Source organism: Mesoterricola silvestris, from assembly GCF_030295405.1.
GTDB classification, from domain to species: Bacteria; Acidobacteriota; Holophagae; order Holophagales; family Holophagaceae; genus Mesoterricola; species Mesoterricola silvestris.
Window position 1 is genome coordinate 4191404 of record NZ_AP027080.1, and the last position, 18000, is coordinate 4209403.

The 18000-nt window shown below is 66.7% G+C and carries 18 protein-coding genes, 1 other RNA gene and 2 pseudogenes; 15 read left to right on the plus strand and 6 right to left on the minus strand.

The window, feature by feature from the left end:
• Positions 1-121: 121 nt before the first annotated feature.
• Positions 122-1285: a GNAT family N-acetyltransferase gene (locus R2J76_RS17935; protein WP_316413023.1), complete on the plus strand. Its 1164-nt coding sequence runs from the start codon at positions 122-124 to the stop codon at positions 1283-1285.
• Positions 1286-1317: 32 nt separating this feature from the next.
• The gene (locus tag R2J76_RS17940; protein WP_316413024.1) at positions 1318-2457 is read left to right on the plus strand and encodes a metallophosphoesterase; all 1140 of its coding nucleotides are present in this window, start codon (positions 1318-1320) and stop codon (positions 2455-2457) included.
• Between the two features lie 299 nt (positions 2458-2756).
• On the opposite strand, the gene R2J76_RS17945 is transcribed toward R2J76_RS17940, so the two are convergent.
• The 4 genes and pseudogenes from R2J76_RS17945 to R2J76_RS17960 form a co-directional block, all read right to left on the minus strand.
• Positions 2757-3239 (minus strand): hypothetical protein, encoded by a 483-nt coding sequence (locus tag R2J76_RS17945; RefSeq protein WP_316413025.1) that lies wholly within the window; start codon positions 3237-3239, stop codon positions 2757-2759.
• Positions 3240-3470: 231 nt separating this feature from the next.
• The gene (locus R2J76_RS17950; protein WP_316413026.1) at positions 3471-4661 is read right to left on the minus strand and encodes a hypothetical protein; all 1191 of its coding nucleotides are present in this window, start codon (positions 4659-4661) and stop codon (positions 3471-3473) included.
• A gap of 155 nt (positions 4662-4816) precedes the next feature.
• Positions 4817-5227, minus strand: coding sequence for a hypothetical protein (locus tag R2J76_RS17955; RefSeq protein WP_316413027.1), 411 nt, complete (start codon positions 5225-5227; stop codon positions 4817-4819).
• 124 nt (positions 5228-5351) lie between these two features.
• A pseudogene (locus tag R2J76_RS17960) lies at positions 5352-5477 on the minus strand (ISAs1 family transposase); the annotation flags it as partial.
• 490 nt (positions 5478-5967) lie between these two features.
• On the opposite strand from R2J76_RS17960, the gene R2J76_RS17965 reads away from it, so the two are divergent.
• Positions 5968-6990: a PLP-dependent cysteine synthase family protein gene (locus R2J76_RS17965; protein ID WP_316413028.1), complete on the plus strand. Its 1023-nt coding sequence runs from the start codon at positions 5968-5970 to the stop codon at positions 6988-6990.
• A 184-nt stretch (positions 6991-7174) separates the two neighbouring features.
• A pseudogene (locus R2J76_RS21625) lies at positions 7175-7477 on the plus strand (AzlD domain-containing protein); the annotation flags it as partial.
• Between the two features lie 193 nt (positions 7478-7670).
• On the opposite strand, the gene ssrA reads toward R2J76_RS21625, so the two are convergent.
• Positions 7671-8056: a transfer-messenger RNA gene (ssrA, locus tag R2J76_RS17970) on the minus strand.
• Between the two features lie 91 nt (positions 8057-8147).
• Between ssrA and gmk the strand changes: the two genes are divergently transcribed.
• Genes gmk through R2J76_RS18005 form a run of 7 tightly spaced genes read left to right on the plus strand, consistent with a single transcriptional unit; the run spans position 8148 to position 14080 of the window.
• Positions 8148-8783: a guanylate kinase gene (gene gmk / locus R2J76_RS17975; RefSeq protein WP_316413029.1), complete on the plus strand. Its 636-nt coding sequence runs from the start codon at positions 8148-8150 to the stop codon at positions 8781-8783.
• A gap of 12 nt (positions 8784-8795) precedes the next feature.
• Positions 8796-10388: a S41 family peptidase gene (locus R2J76_RS17980; protein ID WP_316413030.1), complete on the plus strand. Its 1593-nt coding sequence runs from the start codon at positions 8796-8798 to the stop codon at positions 10386-10388.
• Positions 10388-10687 carry a hypothetical protein gene (locus R2J76_RS17985; protein ID WP_316413031.1) on the plus strand — a complete coding sequence of 100 codons (300 nt, stop codon included), beginning with the start codon at positions 10388-10390 and terminating at the stop codon, positions 10685-10687. The genes R2J76_RS17980 and R2J76_RS17985 overlap by 1 nt, the downstream gene beginning before the upstream one ends.
• A complete protein-coding gene (locus R2J76_RS17990) occupies positions 10684-11919 on the plus strand; it encodes an ABC transporter permease (RefSeq protein ID WP_316413032.1) in 1236 nt (411 codons plus the stop codon). Before R2J76_RS17985 ends, R2J76_RS17990 begins: the two co-directional genes overlap by 4 nt.
• A 6-nt stretch (positions 11920-11925) precedes the next feature.
• On the plus strand, positions 11926-12492 hold the full coding sequence (locus tag R2J76_RS17995; RefSeq protein WP_316413033.1) for a 3'-5' exonuclease: 567 nt from the start codon (positions 11926-11928) through the stop codon (positions 12490-12492).
• Positions 12489-13163 (plus strand): ABC transporter ATP-binding protein, encoded by a 675-nt coding sequence (locus R2J76_RS18000; RefSeq protein ID WP_316413034.1) that lies wholly within the window; start codon positions 12489-12491, stop codon positions 13161-13163. Before R2J76_RS17995 ends, R2J76_RS18000 begins: the two co-directional genes overlap by 4 nt.
• A gap of 47 nt (positions 13164-13210) precedes the next feature.
• On the plus strand, positions 13211-14080 hold the full coding sequence (locus R2J76_RS18005; RefSeq protein WP_316413035.1) for a hypothetical protein: 870 nt from the start codon (positions 13211-13213) through the stop codon (positions 14078-14080).
• An 11-nt stretch (positions 14081-14091) separates the two neighbouring features.
• On the opposite strand, the gene ruvX is transcribed toward R2J76_RS18005, so the two are convergent.
• On the minus strand, positions 14092-14541 hold the full coding sequence (gene ruvX, locus R2J76_RS18010) for a Holliday junction resolvase RuvX (protein ID WP_316413036.1): 450 nt from the start codon (positions 14539-14541) through the stop codon (positions 14092-14094).
• A gap of 9 nt (positions 14542-14550) precedes the next feature.
• Here ruvX and R2J76_RS18015 point away from each other — a divergent pair, with 9 nt between their 5' ends.
• From R2J76_RS18015 to ftsA, 4 genes are all read left to right on the plus strand, one after another.
• Positions 14551-15027, plus strand: a complete 477-nt coding sequence (locus tag R2J76_RS18015; protein WP_316413037.1) for a methylated-DNA--[protein]-cysteine S-methyltransferase — start codon at positions 14551-14553, stop codon at positions 15025-15027.
• Between the two features lie 4 nt (positions 15028-15031).
• Positions 15032-15910: a UDP-N-acetylmuramate dehydrogenase gene (gene murB, locus R2J76_RS18020; RefSeq protein WP_316413038.1), complete on the plus strand. Its 879-nt coding sequence runs from the start codon at positions 15032-15034 to the stop codon at positions 15908-15910.
• Positions 15911-15921: 11 nt separating this feature from the next.
• Positions 15922-16716 (plus strand): cell division protein FtsQ/DivIB, encoded by a 795-nt coding sequence (locus tag R2J76_RS18025; RefSeq protein WP_316413039.1) that lies wholly within the window; start codon positions 15922-15924, stop codon positions 16714-16716.
• 65 nt (positions 16717-16781) lie between these two features.
• Positions 16782-17996: a cell division protein FtsA gene (ftsA, locus tag R2J76_RS18030; RefSeq protein WP_316413040.1), complete on the plus strand. Its 1215-nt coding sequence runs from the start codon at positions 16782-16784 to the stop codon at positions 17994-17996.
• The last annotated feature ends 4 nt before the right edge of the window (positions 17997-18000 follow it).

An 18000-nucleotide genomic window follows, 5' to 3' on the forward strand; every position in this document is an offset into this window, starting at 1 on the left:
TCCCGAAGAAGGAACCTTGACCATGGCCGACCCCGCACCTCCCCCGAACGCTCCAAAGGCATGCCTGTTCCACCTGGGTCGCCATGGCGGGTCCCCCCTCGCGTTCCGCGTCCTGGACAGCATGGACGCCCCCGCGGGATCCGCCTGGGACGCCCTGGTGGCGTCGGCGAGCCCCTTCCTCCAGCGCCCCTATCTCCGGGCCGTGGAGGGCGGGTTGCCGCCGGGGGAGGCCATGCGCTACGCCACCTTCCATGAGGGCGGACGCCTGGTGGGGGTGGCCTGCTTCCAGCGGACCCGCTTCCAGGGGAGGCCGCTGGGGGAGCGGTTCCAGGGGGGCCCCGTGCTGTCCTTCCTGGCCCGCAACCTTCGCCTTGCGGCGCGGCCCCTGGACTTCCAGGTGCTCGTCTGCGGCAACCCCATGGCGGCCGGCGAACACGGCTTCCACTTCGACCCGGCCATCGAACCCCGCCGGGCCGTGGAGGCCCTCCTGGCGGCGCTGGACGTGGCGCGGCGCGAGCTCGAAGGAACCGGGGCCATCGACGGCGTCCTCATCAAGGACCTGGACGCGGCGTCCCATCCCTATGGCGAGAGCCTGGACCGGCACGCCTTCGCCGGGCTGCGACCGGAGCCCGCCATGGCGCTGCGCCTGGATCCGTCCTGGGATAGCTTCGAGGCCTACCTGGGTTGCCTGGCCTCGAAGTACCGGGTGAAGGCCCGGCGCGCCTATGCCAAGTCCCAGGCCCTGCGGGCGCGGGATCTCGGCCCCGAGGACCTTCTCCGCTTCCAGGACCGCTGGATGGAGCTGTTCGACGCGGTGCACCGGCGGGCCGAGAACCGCCTCGGCCGGCCCACCTTCGCCACCTTCCTGAACCTGCGCCGGACCCTGGGGCCGGAATTCATCCTCCGCGGCTACTTCCAGGAGGACGCGCTGGTGGGCTTCCTCACGGGCTTCGTGTGGGAGGGCGTCCTGGAAGCCCACCTCGTGGGCCTGGACTACGCCCTGAACCAGGAGCTGTCCATCTACCCGCGCCTGCTCTGCGACTACCTGGACCTCGCCATCGCCCGGGGCTGCCGGGAGCTCCACTACGGCCGCACCGCCAGCGAGATCAAGAGCACCCTCGGCGCCGAGCCCATTGAGCAGGTCTGCTACCTGCGCCACCGGGACTGCCTTCCGAACCAGGCCGCCCGGCTCATCGCGCCCCGCCTGCGGCCGGAAACCGGCCCCTTGCGCAGGCCCTTCACCCAGGCGTGGTACGGACTGCACGCGCAGCCCGCCCTCGGCTGAATCCGTTCCCAAACCTTCACCCTGGAATTGAAATGCTCAAACAATTCGTGATCTTCCTCTCGGTGCTGCTCCTGGTGCTGGGCTGCGCCGGAACCTATCTGTCGGAACGTTCCATGGCCCTGTGGCCGGCCCTGGCGGCCCATGCGGCCGCCGTGCGCCTCACCGTCGCGTCCCTGCTGGCGGGCATGGTGGTGATAACGCTCCTGCAGCGGGTCCCGATCCTGGGCCATCGCCTGGGCGCCCTGCTCTGGCTGAGCCACGCCTGTTTCGGCCTGGTCTCCACGTTCCTGGTGTACCTTGCGGCGGCGGACCTGGTCCAGGCCCTGGTGCGCCTGGCCACGGGAAGGCACGTGGGCCCCTGGGCCCTGGGCGTGGCCGTGGCGGCCGCCCTGGCCACATCCCTGCTGGGCCTGGCCACGGCCCTGCGCCCCGTGCGCACCCGCACGGTGGAGATCCCCATCCCGGACCTGCCGGCGGCCCTGGACGGCTTCCGCATCGTCCAGATCTCGGACCTGCACCTCAGTCCCACGACGCCCTGGTACCAGGTGGACCACCTGGTGAAGGCCGCCAACGCGCTCCGGCCCGACCTCCTGGCGGTCACCGGGGACCTGGTGGACGCCGAGGCGGATGGGGTGCGGCCCAAGGCGGAACGCCTGGGAGCCATCCGCGCGCGCCACGGCGCCGCCTTCGTCACCGGCAACCATGAGTACTATTCCGGGCTCGGGCGCTGGCTGCAGGTGATCCGGGGCATGGGCTGGCGGATCCTGGACAACGGCCACGCGGTGCTGGAGCATGACGGCGCCCGGCTCGCCGTGGCCGGCATGCCCGATCCCACCGCCGCCCAAACCGGGAAGGGGCCGGACTTGGCCCAGGCCCTGGCCGGCATCCCGGCGGAGGCGGTGCCCATCCTGCTCTTCCATCCGCCCACCGGCACCCGTGCCGCGGCGGCCGCCGGCGTGCGCCTGCAGCTCTCGGGGCACACCCACGGCGGGCAGTACTTCCCTTGGAGCCTCCTGGTTCCATCCCTGTACCGGCACGGCAAGGGGCTTTCCAGGGAGGGCGGCATGTGGGTCTACACCAGCGTGGGAACGGGCGTATGGGGTCCGCCCAACCGCTTCCTGGTGCCGCAGGAACTGACCTTGCTGGTGCTGCGGTCCTCTGCCATCAGATAGTCATCCCATGAAGACTAGGGTCTGGCCTTTCAGCCTGGAACGGCCTGTGTTCGAAGGCTGATCCCCTTCATCCTGTTCATCTGATTTCATCCCTGTTCCCGCAGGGCCAGCGTTGAGATGGGGCGGCGCGCAGTGGGTCAGCATGCGCCGACCCATCCCAGCTCCGGCCCTGCGGGAACAGGGATGAATCGGATGCAAGGGATGAAGGGGATGAACATGCCTCCAAGGTAGGTGGCAAATGGTCATGAACCCATGTATTCCGGCAACCCCGGTCACGGGGACCCCTTGCCCGACACACCTCAGCGGAGGTCCTCCTTGGTCAGGTCCATAAGGGATTTCCGGCGCCCGATGCGGGTGTGCAGCTTGTCCAGGAAGGCCCGGTCATGGCAGGCGCCGCAGGAGGCGGCCATGTTCTTCCGGGCCACGCGGGAAGCGGAGTTGCCGCGGTCCACGATATCGTGGGCCTTGCCGTGGCAGGTGGTGCAACCGGGGGCATGCTCCACCCCCTTGGCCTTGGCCGACCCGTGCACGCTCATGCGGAATTCCATGTCCTCGTGCTTGTGGCATCGCGCGCAGGAGACGGGGGGAAGGTGTTCCCCGTGGGGGATCGCCTTCACGGCCGTATGGCAGTCGGTGCACACCAGCCCGCCATGGCTCTTGGTGCGGAACGTCTCAAGACTCACCTGGTCATGGCACTGGACGCACTCGGAGGGGGGCGGAGGCGCTCCGGCGAGGGAGCCAGCCAGGACCGGGACGAGGAGGAGGGCGAGGAACCGGCTCATGGAAGCTCCCGAGGGGTGGCGCGCCCCTATCTTCATACGGGCGACCAAACATGGCTAGTCGAAGCGACGGCGGGCCGCTTCGGGTTCAGGGATTAAACGCGAACTAGGAGCCATTTCCGTTCCTTGACCGTCACAGACGGCGAGGATGCAGCCTGCGGACTTGAGCCCGATGGAGGCCTGCATCCTCCCCCGGGAACTTTCAGGGCCTTTGCGGGACAAAGGAACACCGGCTTAGTTCCGTTCCTGTTCCTGGAGCTTCGCAAGGTCATAGGCAAGGTCGGAAAACCGGATCGTGGCCGTGGCGGAGTAGACGAGATCCATTGCGCGCGCCAGTGAGGTTTCGCTTCCTTCGACTGAATTGAGGCCCATGACGACGCCATCCTTGTACCGGGTGCAGAAGACATGGCGAGGCAGGCCCCTGGTGGGAGTCTTCTCCGGGGTGAGGTCCCAATACAGGATCGGCGTCCCATCCGCCAACGTCCCGGCCCAGGACCGCAGCTGGCAAGGGACACCGGTGGTTTCCTCCAAATACCGGAATTCCCAGTCCCGATGGGCCAGGAGAACACGTTCCGGGCTCTGCGATGCATGATCAGGGCAGAACTCGTCCGCATCCGCGCACACAAGTTGAAGGAACGCACCGTCGGCCTTGAAGGCCAAATGGGAGGAGCCGGTGAACCCTTCGAAGGTCCTTCCCTCGACCAGGATCTTGAAATAGGGCTTGGATCGGTTCCAATAGATCGCCATGCCGCCGTTCACGTACATGGCCGCCACATCGCCCTCGAGTTTTCCCCCCGGTTTCTGTTTCTCCAAGAGGTGCGTATAGACCGTAACGACGCCGTTCTCCTTCCCCTTTGGCGGTTCAGGCAGCTGGACGGGGACGGGAACGATCCTGGGCTCCAGGGCCACGGTGGCCACCCATTTCTCGAAGTCCTCCCGCACCTTTTCGAAGACGGTATCGGTGGAATCACAAAGCAGGTCCAGACCGATCCGGCCCCGGACCACGAAAGCACGCCGGAGGATGTGGGTATAGCCCCCATAGTCCGCGGTGCCCGTGACGAAGAGCCTCCCGTCCCGGGTCTCCCTCCTGGGGTCCTTCATGGGCATTTGGCGCAGCAGGTAGGCCGAGAAGTCGTCCAGGCTCATGCCGTCAGGCGCTGGAAGCCTCCAGGCCGTGATGGCCATTACCGGCTGGACGTTGACTCCCCGGGCGTCCTGGATGCCCTTATGCCGCAAGGTCACGTTGAGCCTGTCGGAGTTCGGCGCCATTCCCAGGTCCATGGGAAACCAAGTCAGGGGGTCCGGATTTTCGTAGACGGCCTCCAGCGTGCCGTCGGGAAAGCCTTGGCGCCCCTTGGCAGGTGGTGCTGCCATGAGCCCCAGGGCCACCAGGGGACAGAGGACGAAGAAAGCCAGTGAAGGCATGGCGGGCACCCTGCGGATCGTCTAGACCGAATGGCCCAGTGTGCCATGAAGGAAAAGATGGCCGGGACAGGGACCATCATTTGTCCGTCCGAGGCCGGAATTTGGCTCAATCGAGGGGGAAATCTGGCCAGGCGGAGGCCCTGAAGGAACCATAATTACAGGGGGACGAGATGAACAATGACCCTCATGGTTTCAGAAAGGGTGTTTGCCAGTTGAGACTGGAGTTGAACTTCAATTTTCTTTGAAGATTGCTTGTAGGCTAAGGTCACAACATATTTATTGGTCAGGAGCTTCCCATCCTTCCCGGATTTGATCCTCCATTTCAGAATATCGAATGGATCCTCAACGGAATGGATGAGTGAATCCGGTGTTCCATTTTCAAAAGAAACTACGGATTGTTCGCCAGACGAGTTGATTTTAATCTCCACCCACGTATCGTCTCCGACAATGAAGGTACGGGCGTCCGGGTTGATACCGGTTTTCGTCACGGTTTTAACGTGAACAGGTTGACATGAAATAAGTGCAGCAGCACAAGAGCAAAGTGCAAGTTTACAAGCAAGGTTCATGGGGTTGCTCCTTGGTTTGCGGGTTTCTTGTAAATGCCAAACAGGGCGTGCTGTGTAGGTTGAAATTACATCAGGCTTGCGTACGAAGGGGATGGGGTCCTGGCGCAGCAGGTTGAGTACGAGTATGACGCAGGATGGCGCTGCATTCCGGGCCATGACCTTTGCGGGTGCGATTGGTGTCCTCTTTGAACGTGACGTCGAGGACCCAATGCAGCCGGTTCTCGATGGCCCAGTGGGCCCTGACGCCCTGGCAATGGCATCCACGAGGGGCCGTACGGGCATAGGTTCTGGTTCGCCCTCCATGCCCATCAACGGGAATACCTTGCCGCCCACTCCGAAAACGCCATTGCCCTCGCTTGTGGCACCCCCACGGAATTCCTGCTCGTGCCTCAGGCTGCTATTGAATCCATGATTCCGACACTCAGCCATTCCGCTGCCGATGATAGGGACTACTGGCATCTGGTGGTACTCAATGCTGGACCTGGGGACTGCAAGCTCACCCCTCTCCAGGGCAATTCCCCTCTGGACCTCGGCCCATATCCGGTCCAAAGCCTGTAGGGGATTCACGGTCGGTATGGTTCTACCATGGCTTGTCTCCGGACGATGCCTGGGTGCTCCATGAAGTTGGGAAGAATTCGCATTCCCCATTTACCTGGGCCTGCTTCCCCGTACAATTCCGATTACCCGCTATCAGGCTGAACCGCGACCTGGGCCTGTTCGCGGTGATCGGGAGCTGGTGCGTGGCCTTTCAATGGAATAACGGACTCTGCCCCTCGGCCGTGGAGGCCATCGGGCAGACCCCGCTGGTTGAACTCTCGCGCCTGGTGGCCCATGCGGGACTGTCGGGCCGGATTCTGGCCAAGGTGGAATATTTGAATCCCGGGTTATCGAAAAAGGACCGGGTCGCCCGGCAGATGATCGAAGATGCGGAAGGACAGGGACTCCTCAGGCCCAGGCAGACCGTGGTGGAGCTGACCAGCGGCAACACCGGAACGGGCCTCGCCATTCTTTGCGCGGTCAAAGGCTACCACTTCGTGGCGGTCATGTCGGCTGGCAACTCCGTGGAGCGGGTTCGGATGATGGCAGCCCTGGGAGCCGAAGTCATCCTGGTGGACCAGGCGAAACCCGCCCGGGCGGGGGAGGTCTCCGGGGCCGATCTGCGCCTGGTGGAGCAGGAGGCGCACCGGATCACCCTGGAGCGTGGAGCCTTCCGGGCGGACCAATTCCTTCTTGAAGGAAATTTCCGGGCCCACTACCTCCACACCGGGCCGGAGATCCTCGCCCAGGCCGGGTGTGTCATCGATGGGTTCTGTGATTTCGTGGGCTCGGGTGGGAGCTTTGCGGGATGCTCTGCCGCCTTCAAGGAGCGCAACCCGGCCACCTTCTGTTGCCTCGTGGAACCAGAGCGAGCCGCCATCCTGGCCGGCCAGCCGGTGACCCGACCCCAACACCCCATCCAGGGTGGCGGCTACAGCATGGCCCGTCTGGCCGCCCTCCAGGCCCACCCTCCGGACGCCTACCTCCAAGTCAGTGGCCAGGAAGCTGCCCGAGCCGCGCAAGACCTGGCGCGGCTCGAAGGGCTCTTCGCCGGCTATTCTTCGGGGGCCAACCTCGCGGCAGCCAAGGAAATGCTGGCGACAACCCACCCGGGCGCCACCCTTGTCGTGTTGCTCAATGATTCCGGATTGAAGTACCTCAGCACTGACCTCTGGCCAACTCGGCTCGGGTGTGAAACCTTTTTCCTGGATTCTCCATCCATCTGAGAAGCCACGAAACCGGCCCCGTTGCGGTCCCTCCATGATCACGGAAGGGGACCCAGGGGGTGGTTTTGCTGGGTGGGGGGGACCTCAAAATGACCATGCCATCATGGGGAACGGAAGGTGCCCCTTTCCACCCTGTTGCTGGCAGGCTGGGCCGCTTTGCTGATGCGAATAGCTACCAGCATCCGTCATGCTCCTGCTTTGCATCCAGTGCCTGAGTGCCGTGGGCTACCGGCATTACCCCTACGGCTTTCCTGACCTCACGGCCTCGGCCGTGGTGCTGGCGGTTCACTCCAGGTTCCGGAACAGCCTGGTCAGCATCGCCCTGGGAACGCTGGTTTACGGCCTCATGGTGCAATGGTCTCCGTTCGGGCATTGTATTCAGAACATTCCTAAGGAGCACGATCAGTCCACCGGTATGGTGGCTAGGTCGTGCTCTCCTGGGGTTCGTTTCCAGCCTTTCATCCACCAGCGAAGTCATCATTTCTGATGAATTTGCCTGGACCTTCGCCGTTACCACCGTCGCATAAGAAACATCCCCCTGGGCGGGGACCCGCAACATCGTTGGATTGGAGAAGCGGCTCCGGGCCCCAACGACAAGAGCATCCGTCGGTCCGGAGCCGCTTCTCCAATCCAACGAACCGGCGGCGCGACCGAGGGGCCTGAACGCCTAAAAATCGAATTGGTGGAGGTGGCGGGAATTGAACCCGCGTCCAAGAAGCGAGACATGGAGGGTCGTTACAGGCTTGGTCCGGATCGCGTGACCTCTGCGGGGAACCGGACGACCCCGATCGAGGACCTGCCTCCTTATCTCGGCTGCCGTCAGGGGGCGTCGCGGCAGCCTATCCTGTCCCGCCGTTCGGCAGACCGAAGTCACCCGTTGGGCAGTTTAACGAGCCCGCTACCAGGAGATGACGGGGACTCGCTCGTCCGCCGGTTAGGCGGCGAGGGCCAATTCAAAGTTGTCGTTGGCGTTTTTGTTTTTTATCGGCTTGATGAGGGGGCCAACCGATAAACCCCCGCCTGCGCCTCTCACCTCTGCGGCAACCTGTCGAAACCAGTCACCCCCGGGTGGTGCGTCCCCGTCGCCTCGCCCCTCGAGGTCCGGCAGCCGGGGTCCTGAGTATGAGACCTCCGCCGGGGGACCACAAGCGGCTAACATGGTTCTTTGGAGCCAACCCTTGAACGGACATTCCGGGAACGTATTCGTCCTCTCCGCACCCTCGGGAACCGGGAAATCCACCTTGGCCAAGCGGCTGGTAAAGGACGTCCCTGATCTTGATTTTTCCATATCCTTCACCACCCGGGCCCCGCGGGCCGGGGAAACGGACGGCAAGGACTATTTCTTCGTGGACGACGCCACCTTCGACCGCATGATCCGCACCGGCGGCCTGGTGGAGTGGGTGGAGGTGTACGGGCATAAGTATGGCACTGGCAAGGAATGGGTTTCCGCCCACCTGGCGGCCGGCAAGGACATCCTCCTGGACATCGAGACCCAGGGGGCCCGGAACGTCCACGGGACCCTTCCGGACGCGGTGATGATCTTCCTCATCCCCCCCTCGGCGGAGGAACTGTCCAACCGGCTGAGGAGCCGCGGGCGGGATCCCGAAGCGGAGATCCAGGTGAGGCTGGATTATGCAAAGCATGAACTGTGCGAGTACCCGGCATATGACTATCTTGTAGTGAACGACACGCTGGACCGGGCCTACCGGGATCTGGAATCCATCGTGCTCGCCACCCGCCTCCGGCGGGAGCGGATGGGCGATACGGCGCAACGGATACTTGAAGGATTCTGAAGGGGCGCGAACATGGCGCGTTGGTTCAAGAGCAGCTGGATCTGGATGGTCATCGGGGTCACGGTGGCGGTCTACGCCCCCCTGGCGGGACGCACCGGGGACGAGAAGGCCCGCCAGCGGTCCCTCGACACCCTCACGGAGATCATGGGCCTGGTGCAGAAGCAGGCGGTGGACCCCCCGGCGCCCAAGCAGGTCTCCCACGCCTCCATCTCCGGCATGCTCCACACCCTGGATCCCCACTCCTACTACATGGACGAATCCGAGTTCCGCACCATGCGCGAGGACCAGCGGGGCTCCTTCTTCGGCATCGGCTCCATCATCCAGCAGCAGCCCGACGGGGTGGTGGTGGTGAGCACGGTGCGCGGCGGGCCCTCGGAAAAGGTGGGCATCCGCGCCGGGGACTTCATCCGCGAAGTGGACGGCAAGAGCACCGAAGGCCTCACCAGTTCCGCCGTGGTGCAGAAGCTCCGGGGCGACAAGGGCACCGTGGTGGAGGTGGCCGTGCAGAGGGCGGGCTTCCCCGGCCTCATCCGCTTCCCCATCACCCGCAGCGAGATCCCCTCCAACAGCGTCCAGTACGCCTTCATGCTCACGCCCACCACGGGGCTCATCGCCATCAAGGACTTCGGGGAGACCACCTCGGAGGAGTTCGAGAAGGCCGTGCGCAACCTCAAGGCCCAGGGCATGACCGATCTCCTCCTGGACCTGCGCAACAACGGCGGCGGCATGCTGGACGCGGCCACGGGCATCTGCCGGCAGCTCCTGGGCTCGGGCGAGCTCATCGTCACCCAGAAGGGCCGCGACGGCCAGGACGTGCAGGAGACCCGCACCCCCAAGGGCTCCGTGCTGGACAACTTCCCCATCGTCATCCTCATCAACCGCAGCACCGCCTCGGCCTCGGAGATCGTCACCGGCGCCGTGCAGGACCACGACCGCGGCGTGGTGGTGGGCCAGACCAGCTGGGGCAAGGGCCTCGTGCAGGCCGTCATGCCCATCAACCGCACCCGGGGCCTGGCCCTGACCACCGCCCGCTACTACACCCCCTCGGGCCGGTGCATCCAGCGCGACTACCAGCACGGCATCGACGACTACCTGCTGCCCGAGGACCCCAAGGAGCCCCTGGGCGACAAGGGGCCCGTGTACAAGACCGACCTGGGCCGCACCGTCTACGGCGGCGGCGGCATCACCCCCGACTACACGGTGGAGAACGCCAAGCTCACCACCTTCGTGGGCAACCTCCGGTTCCGCACCAGCGCCTTCTTCAAATACGCCGTGATCCAGAAGGAGAAGCACGGCATCAAGCCCCAGCAGGCCCCCGACGACGAGCTCATGAAGTCCTTCCGCGCCTGGATGAAGGACCAGAAGATCGAATGCACCGACGCGGAGTGGAACGACCCCGCGAACCAGGCCGAGATGCGCGACCAGCTGGCCATGGAGATGCAGAACGTCGCCTACGGCATGGAAGCCGGGTTCAAGTACATCTGCACCCGCGACCCCCAGGTGAAAAAGGCCCTGGAGGTCATGCCCGAGGCCGCGGCCATGCTCAAGAAGAAGGTCCTCTCCATGAAGGGCGCCAAGGATTCCCCGCTGGTCGCGCGGAACTGATGGCGAAACCCAAGGCCTACTCCCCCCTCCTGGACACCCTCGGGCGGAGCCTCCGCTTCTTCTTCCTGCTCTGGGGGGGGATGCTGCTGGCGACCCTGGCGGCCTACAACCGGGTGCGCCTGCCGGCCTTCGCCTGGACCTGGCCGAAATTCGCCCGGTTCTGGTACGCGCCCCTGGGGCGCGGGCTGATGCTGGGCATCGGCCTGGCCATGTCCATCGCCGCCCTCATCGAGGTGTGGGAGCTGGTGGACCGGATCCTGGTGCGCTTCCTCCACGACCATGAGCGGGAGCGCCCGTGACCTCCTTCGAGGCCTTCGTCGCCAACCGGTACCTCCACACCCGCAAGAAGGGCGCCTTCGTGCGCGTCATGGTGCGCTTCGCGCGCTGGGGCATCGCCCTGGGGGTCTTCGCCATGGTGGTGGCCCTGGCCATCGCCAATGGGCTCATGGAGGAGATCCAGGCCAATCTCTTCTCCGCCACGGGGCACTTCACGGTGGCGCACCTGGAGGGGGAGATCCCCGACACCCAGGCCGCCCTGGCCCGCATCCGCAGCACCCCCGGGGTGGTGGCGGCGAGCCCCATGCGCATGGACCACGGCCTGGTTCGGCCCACGAATTCCGACGCCCCCCCTTCCCCGCTGCTGCTCAAGGGCGTGGACCCGGCCTCGGCCCACGGCACCTCGCGCATCTTCGATTCCCTGGAGCCCGGGCCGGTGGAGAGCCTCAAGGAGGGGGAGATCCTCCTGGGCGCCACGCTGGCCAAGGACCTGGGCCTGCGCATCGGCGACCCGGTGGCGGTGGTCTTCATGCGGCTGGACCTGGGCCTCTCCGGCCTCCAGCCCAAGATGGCCGCCTACAAGGTCGCGGGGATCTTCACGAGCCACATCGGCGAGTACGACAAGGCCTGGGGCTTCATCCACATCAACGATTCCATGCGCCTGGCCACCAGCGACCAGGCCGAGTTCATCGAGGTGCGCGCCGCCAGCATCGACGCCATCGAGCGCACCAAGCCCGCGGTGCTGGAGGCCCTCAACCACGGCGCCAAGGGGCCCTGGCTCGCCCAGGACCTGCGCGACACCAACCGGGCCCTCTTCGCGGCGCTGCGGGTGGAGAAGTGGATGATGGCGGCCATCTTCTCGCTCATCGTGCTCATCGCCGTCTTCAATATCGTGGCCAGCCTGGTGCTCCTGGTGACGGAGAAGCGCCGGGACCTGGGCGTCCTGCTGGCCCTGGGCGCCACCCCGGGCCAGGTCCAGCGGCTCTTCGAGCTGCAGGGGCTGCGCATCGGCGCCGTGGGCACCCTTTGGGGCCTGGCGGTGTCCGTGCCGCTGTGCCTGGTGGCCGACAAATACAAGCTCATCAAGCTGCCGTCGGCGGTGTACGACTTCATCACCTACGTGCCCCTGCGCCTGAGCCTTTTCGACATCCTCGCGGTGGCGGTCTTCCCGCTGCTGGTGGCCTGGGCCGCCTCCCGGTACCCGGCGCGCCGGGCCTCGAGGGTGGATCCCGTGGACGCCCTGCGGGCCGAGTGAGGAACCATGAGCCAATCCCTGCTCTTCATCGACACCGAGACCGGCGGGCTGGATCCCCGGAAGCACAGCCTCCTGAGCGTGGCCCTGGTGGTGGGCGACGCCGGCGGGGTCGCCAACAGCCTGGAGATCCTCATCCGCCACGAGCCCTACGTGGTTTCGGCCGGGGGCATGAAGGTCAACCGCATCGACCTGGTGAAGCACACCGCCGCCGCCCTGGAGCCGGACATGGCCCTGGGCGTGATGAATGTCTTCCTGGACCAGCACTTCCCCCACCTGTGCAAGCCCATCACCCTGGCCGGGCACAACGTCGGCTTCGACCAGGCCTTCCTGGGCGCCTTCGTGGAAGGCCTGGGGCACAAGCTCGAACCCCGCTTCAGCCACCGGGTGGTGGACACCCACAGCCTGGCCGCGGCCCTGCGGGACGCCGGCAAGCTGCCCCTGGAGAACCTGGGCTCCTCCGCCCTCTTCGACCACTTCGGCATCGAGGTGCCCGAGGACAAGCGCCACACGGCCCTGGGCGACGCCCTGGCGACCTTCGAACTGTACTGGAAGCTCGTGGGGCTCATGCGATGACGGGGCTGGCCCTTTCCATCAAGGATCTCCACAAGACCTACACCGGCGCCGAACACCCGGTGTTCGACGGGTTCTCCATGGCGGTGGAGCCCGGCGAACTGTGCGCCATCGTGGGCGTGTCGGGGGTGGGCAAGACCACCCTGCTCAATTGCGTGGCCGGACTGGACCGCTGGGAGGGCGGCACCATCGAGGTGGGCGGTGACCCGGTCCCCATGGGCCGGCCCGAGGCCTCCGCCCTCTTCCGGCGCGAGCACGTGGGCCTGGCCTTCCAGCAGCCCCACCTGCTGCCCGAATTCACGGTGGAGGAGAACCTCCTCATGCCCATCCGCATCGCCGGGGAGGTCACCCCCGCCCACCACGCGTGGGTGGCGGAGCTCCTGGACACCGTAGGGCTGGCTGGCCTGGGCGGGCGCCTGCCTGGCACCCTCTCCGGTGGCCAGGCCGCCCGGGTGGGACTGGCCCGGGCCCTGGCCCGCAAGCCGGGCCTCTGGCTCCTGGACGAGCCCACGGGGAACCTGGACCCCGCCACCGCCCTGGAAGTCTTCGAATTCCTCCTGCGGCTGCACCAGGATCTGAGGCCCACCACGCTGCTGGTGACCCACAACATGGCGCTGGCCGAGCGGTGTGGCCGGACCCTGCGCCTGGGCCCGGAGGAGCCTCGGCAGGGATGAACCATTCTGTGGCCAATCCCCTCCGGGCCTGACTACACTACGGCGCCATGCGAATCGCGAATCCCATCTACGACGTCGTATTCAAATACCTGCTCGATGACGAGAAGGTGGCGCGGCTGCTGCTTTCCGCCCTGCTGGGCAAGGAAGTGCTGGCGCTGCAGTTCCGGCCCACGGAGGTCCAGCACGAGGCGCCCCGGCCCGACGGGTCCCAGCTCCTGGTCCTGCGCATGGATTTCGCGGCCACGGTGCAGCTGGAGGACGGCGGCAGCAAGCTGGTCCTCATCGAGATCCAGAAGGCCCGCACCGCCCGGGACGTGCAGCGGTTCAGGCGCTACCTCGGGACGAACTACGCCAGCCCGGAGAACACCTACCTGGACCCGGAGGGCAGGCCCCAGTCCCTGCCCATCGTCACCATCTACTTCCTGGGCGAAGGGCTGGAGCGCGTCGACGTGCCGGTGCTCAGGATCAACCGCCACTACCTGGACGTGGCCACCGGCGACGAGGTGCGGGTCACCGATCCCTTCGTGGAGGCCCTCACCCACGACGCCATCGTGGTCCAGATCAACCGCCTCAAGAACCACCGGCGCACCGAACTGGAGCGGCTGCTGGAGGTGTTCGACCAGGGCCTCGCCTCCCGTTCGGATCCCCACCTCCTGGACATCCTCGAGGAGAACTTCCCGGAGCGCCACCGGGAGGTCCTGCGCCGGCTCATGCGGGCCGGGGCCGAGGAGGAGCTCCGGGGGAAGATGGACGTGGAGGACGACGTCCTGGCCGCCTTCCAGGACCATGCCCGGGAGGCCTCGGACTTCCGGCAGGCGCTCCTGGAGAAGGACCAGATCATCGGGGAGAAGGACCAGATCATCGAGGAGAAGGACCTCCTCATCGCCGACCTGACGCGGCGCCTGGGCAAGGCCTGAGGGCCGCCGGGTCAGACCTCGGCGCTCCCCACCGCCCTGCCCTTCGCCCTGCGCGTCTCGATGAGATCGGCGAGCATCACCGCCGCGGCCGCGGCGTCCAGCCTGGCCTTGCGGTCCTTGGCCTTCACGCCCCGGGCCGCCAGGAGCCGCTCGGCCTCGACGCTGGTGAGCCGCTCGTCCCAGAACACCAGGGGGAGCCCGGTGCGGTCCCGCAGGGCCTCCCCGAATTTCCGGGCCAGGGGGGCCGTGGCGCTTTCGGCGCCGTCCTTGTGCAGGGGCAGGCCCACCAGGAGGGCCTGGGCGCCCTCCTCCTTCGCGAGCCGGGCCAGGCGCGCCAGGGAGGCCTCGCCCTGGTTGGGCCACACCTCGAAGGGGGAGGCGAGGATCTCCAGATCGTCCGTGAAGGCGATCCCGATGTTCTTGGTTCCGTGGTCCAGGCCCATCCAGCGCATATGTGCCATCCTACATCCATGGAACGGTTCCTGGACTTTCCCACGGCCCTGGGGGTCTGCCGGCTGCGGTGGACGGAGCGGGGGGTGCGCTCCCTGACCTTCGGCGTGGAGCACGAGCCGGGGGATCCGCCTCCCCCCTGGGTGGCGGAGGCGGTCCAGGCCCTCTCGGCCCATCTGGCGGGGGCGGAGGCCTCCCTGGACGGGATCCCCCTGGACCTGGAGGGGCTGCCCCCCTTCCGGCGAAGGGTGATGGACGTCCTCCGGTCCACCCGCCCCGGGCAGACCCTCACCTACGGGGCCGTGGCCCTGCTGGCGGGATCGCCGGGGGCGGCCCGGGCCGTGGGCCAGGCCGTGGCCCGGAACCCCCTGCCCATCCTGGTGCCCTGCCACCGGGTCCTGGCCTCGGACGGCCCGGGCGGGTTCTCCCTGTTCGGGAGCCTCGAGGCCAAGGCGCGCCTTCTGGCGCTCGAAGGCGTGCGGCTCCGGCATAATTGAGGCCATGAAGCCCTGGCCCGACGATCTCCTGGCGATCCCCCACCGGCGGGACGTGCCCTTCGCGAAGCTCACGACCCTGGGGGTGGGGGGGATCTGCCGGTGGCTCTTCGAGCCCGTGGACGAGGCCCAGGCCCAGGCCTTCGTCAGGGCCTGCGCCCGTGAGGGCCTCCCCCGGCGCGTGCTGGGCGGCGGCAGCAACCTGGTGGTCCTGGGGGATGTGGAGACCCCCGTGGTGCGCCTGAAATTCCCTCCGGAGGTGCGCCGGGAAGGCCTGGAGGTGCACGCGCCGGCCTCGTACGGCCACATCCGCCTCAGCGGCGACACGGCGGCCATGGGCCTTTCGGGCATGGAGTACGCCTCGGGCATCCCCGGCTCCGTGGGGGGCGCCCTGCACATGAACGCCGGGGCCTACGGCCGGGAGACGGTGGACGTCCTGGCCCGGTTCCGGTTCCTCACCCCCGAGGGGGACCTGGTGGAGAAGGCCCCGGAGCCGGGGGAGTTCCGCTACCGGTGGAGCTTCCTGGGGGAGGGCCGCATCGCCCTGGGCCTGGTGGTGCGCCTGGCCGAGGGGGATCCCGTCGCCATCCGCGCGCGGGTGGAGGAGTACCGGCAAAAGCGCGGCACCAGCCAGCCCCTGCACAAGCGCAACGCCGGGTGCGTGTTCAAGAACCCCCCGGGCCAGAGCGCGGGGCGCCTCATCGACCAGGCCGGGCTCAAGGGCTTCCGGGTGGGCGACGCCGAGGTGAGCCCGGAGCACGGCAACTTCCTGGTGAACCTGGGGGGGGCCAGCGCCTCGGATTTCCGGGAGCTCATGGCCCGGGTCCGCGAGAAAGTGCTGGACGGCTTCGGCATTGAACTCGAACCTGAAGTGGAAATCTGGTAAACCTGACTGCCATGCCCATGCTTCCCCGCACCCGCCCGAAGCGACCCTGGATGCCCTGGGTCCGGGTGGCCCTGGTGGCCCTGCTGGTGACCGGGGCGGGCTACGCGGCCCTGGAGCTGGGCCACCGCTACCTGGGCCTCCAGAAGCTCACCATCGAGCAGGTGGCCATTTCCGGATGCCGGGGGGAGCGCCTGGCCCAGGCCCAGGCCATCGCGGACCAGGTTTGCCTGGGCAAGCCCCTGTTCTGGTTCGACGCGGAAAGGCTCCGGGAATCCCTGGAATCCAAGCGCTGGGTGAAGGGCCTCCTCATCCGCCGGGACCCCCCGGACCGGCTCAGCCTGGTCCTGGAGGAGCGCAAGCCCCTGCTCTGGCTCGTCCGCCCGGACGGGGTCTTCCTGGTGTCCGACGACGGGATTGTTCTTGATCGGCTCAATCAAGTGGATTTATCGCCCATTCCGGTGGTCGCGGATCCCAAAAGCCAGCAGGACGGGCCCATGGTGCAGCTGATCCGCGCCGCCACGAGCCTGCGCAACAAACAGAAGGAGTTTTACGACCGGCTCACGGAGCTGCGGTGGAGCGACCGGGGCCCGGTGGCCTTCCTGGAGGGGCTGGACGCGCCCATCTACCTGTCCCGGGTGGAACCCACGAAAAACATACCCAATTTCCAGATGCTCTTCCTGAATGAGCTTTCCAAGAGGCCGGACGCGGCCGCCCTGCGGTACATCGACCTGAGGTGGGACGACGAGATCGCGGTGGGCGAACCCGCCGATTCCGCGCCGCCCAAGGCGGTGGCCCAGCCCCGCTGAATTTTCAACCCTGTAAATCCAGTTCCCGCGCGGTTATGCTTGGGGTCAAGGAAACAGGAATACTCATGGTGCAACCTGCCGTTCTGCTAGGACTGGATCTCGGAGCCAGCAAAGTTGTCGCAGTTGTTGCAGTTCAGGAGGAGAACGGGCTCCTGAACGTCACCGGCGCGAGTCAGGCGAACCCCGAGGGGGGCATCCGCCAGGGCGAGATCACCGACATCAACCTCACGGTCACGGCCATCACGCGCGCCGTGGAGGAGGCCATGCGCACCTCGGGCCAGACGCGGCTCGACGGCATCCGCGTCACCGTGGACGGCATCCAGTTCAAGGGCGAGAACCTGCGGGACTCCATCACCATCGCCTCCTCGGACCGGGTCATCACTCCCGGCGACCGGGACCGCGTCATGGAGCAGGCCACCAACGGCTGCAAGCTCGCCAAGGAGGAGACGGTCCTGCACCGCATCCCCCAGATGTTCCACATCAAGGGCCAGCGCGACATCAAGAACCCCGTGAACATGATCGGCGACACCCTGGAAGCCGAGGTGCGCATCATCGTCGCCCCGGGCTCCGTGCTGGAGAACATCAACCGCGCCCTGCACCTCTCGGGGCTCCAGGACGCCGCGCTGATGTACTCGCCCCTGGCCTCGGCCGAGGCGGTGCTGAGCCGCGAGGACGCCGAGAACGGCGCGGTCATCGTGGACATCGGCGAGCAGCTCACGCACATGGGCGTCTTCCTGCGCGGAACCCTCTTCCATTCGGCGGTGATCCCCATCGGGGGCATGCACTTCACCAAGGACCTGGAGATCACCAAGCACCTGGGCGGCATCGGCATGGCCGAGCGCATCAAGCGCATCTACGGCACCGCCCTGCCCAGCACCGTCCCCGCCGAGGAGCACATCGAGCTGGAGGAGGAGGGTCGGCAGGTGTCGCGCCGGGAGCTGGCCGACGTGCTCCACGCCCGGGCCATCGAGCTCCTGAACATGGTGCTGGCGGAGATCGGGCGCTCGGGGCTCATCCACGAGATCCACGGCGGCGTGCACCTGGTGGGCGGCGGTTCGCTCCTGCCCGGCATGCCCATCCTCGCGCAGAACATCCTGGGCCGGCCGCGGGTCGTCCTGGGCCGCGTGATCGGCGTGCAGGGGCTCTCCCACGCCATCGCCAACCCGCTCTACACCAACGCCCTGGGCGCCGTGAAGGCCCTGCACCGGAGCATGAACGAGTCCACCGGCCGTCCCCGCGGGGGCAGTGGTTTAATCGAGAGGATCAAGCGATGGATTTGACCGG

Coding starts and splice junctions, on each gene's coding strand:
- R2J76_RS17985 (WP_316413031.1), top strand. CDS start 10,388: ATGGCGAAACCCAAGGCCTACTCCCCCCTCCTGGACACCCTCGGGCGG.
- R2J76_RS17955 (WP_316413027.1), bottom strand. CDS start 5,227: ATGAACCTTGCTTGTAAACTTGCACTTTGCTCTTGTGCTGCTGCACTT.
- R2J76_RS18005 (WP_316413035.1), top strand. CDS start 13,211: ATGCGAATCGCGAATCCCATCTACGACGTCGTATTCAAATACCTGCTC.
- gmk (WP_316413029.1), top strand. CDS start 8,148: ATGGTTCTTTGGAGCCAACCCTTGAACGGACATTCCGGGAACGTATTC.
- R2J76_RS18000 (WP_316413034.1), top strand. CDS start 12,489: ATGACGGGGCTGGCCCTTTCCATCAAGGATCTCCACAAGACCTACACC.
- R2J76_RS17950 (WP_316413026.1), bottom strand. CDS start 4,661: ATGCCTTCACTGGCTTTCTTCGTCCTCTGTCCCCTGGTGGCCCTGGGG.
- R2J76_RS17940 (WP_316413024.1), top strand. CDS start 1,318: ATGCTCAAACAATTCGTGATCTTCCTCTCGGTGCTGCTCCTGGTGCTG.
- ruvX (WP_316413036.1), bottom strand. CDS start 14,541: ATGGCACATATGCGCTGGATGGGCCTGGACCACGGAACCAAGAACATC.
- ftsA (WP_316413040.1), top strand. CDS start 16,782: ATGGTGCAACCTGCCGTTCTGCTAGGACTGGATCTCGGAGCCAGCAAA.
- R2J76_RS17980 (WP_316413030.1), top strand. CDS start 8,796: ATGGCGCGTTGGTTCAAGAGCAGCTGGATCTGGATGGTCATCGGGGTC.
- R2J76_RS18025 (WP_316413039.1), top strand. CDS start 15,922: ATGCCCATGCTTCCCCGCACCCGCCCGAAGCGACCCTGGATGCCCTGG.
- R2J76_RS17995 (WP_316413033.1), top strand. CDS start 11,926: ATGAGCCAATCCCTGCTCTTCATCGACACCGAGACCGGCGGGCTGGAT.
- murB (WP_316413038.1), top strand. CDS start 15,032: ATGAAGCCCTGGCCCGACGATCTCCTGGCGATCCCCCACCGGCGGGAC.
- R2J76_RS17935 (WP_316413023.1), top strand. CDS start 122: ATGGACGCCCCCGCGGGATCCGCCTGGGACGCCCTGGTGGCGTCGGCG.
- R2J76_RS17945 (WP_316413025.1), bottom strand. CDS start 3,239: ATGAGCCGGTTCCTCGCCCTCCTCCTCGTCCCGGTCCTGGCTGGCTCC.
- R2J76_RS18015 (WP_316413037.1), top strand. CDS start 14,551: ATGGAACGGTTCCTGGACTTTCCCACGGCCCTGGGGGTCTGCCGGCTG.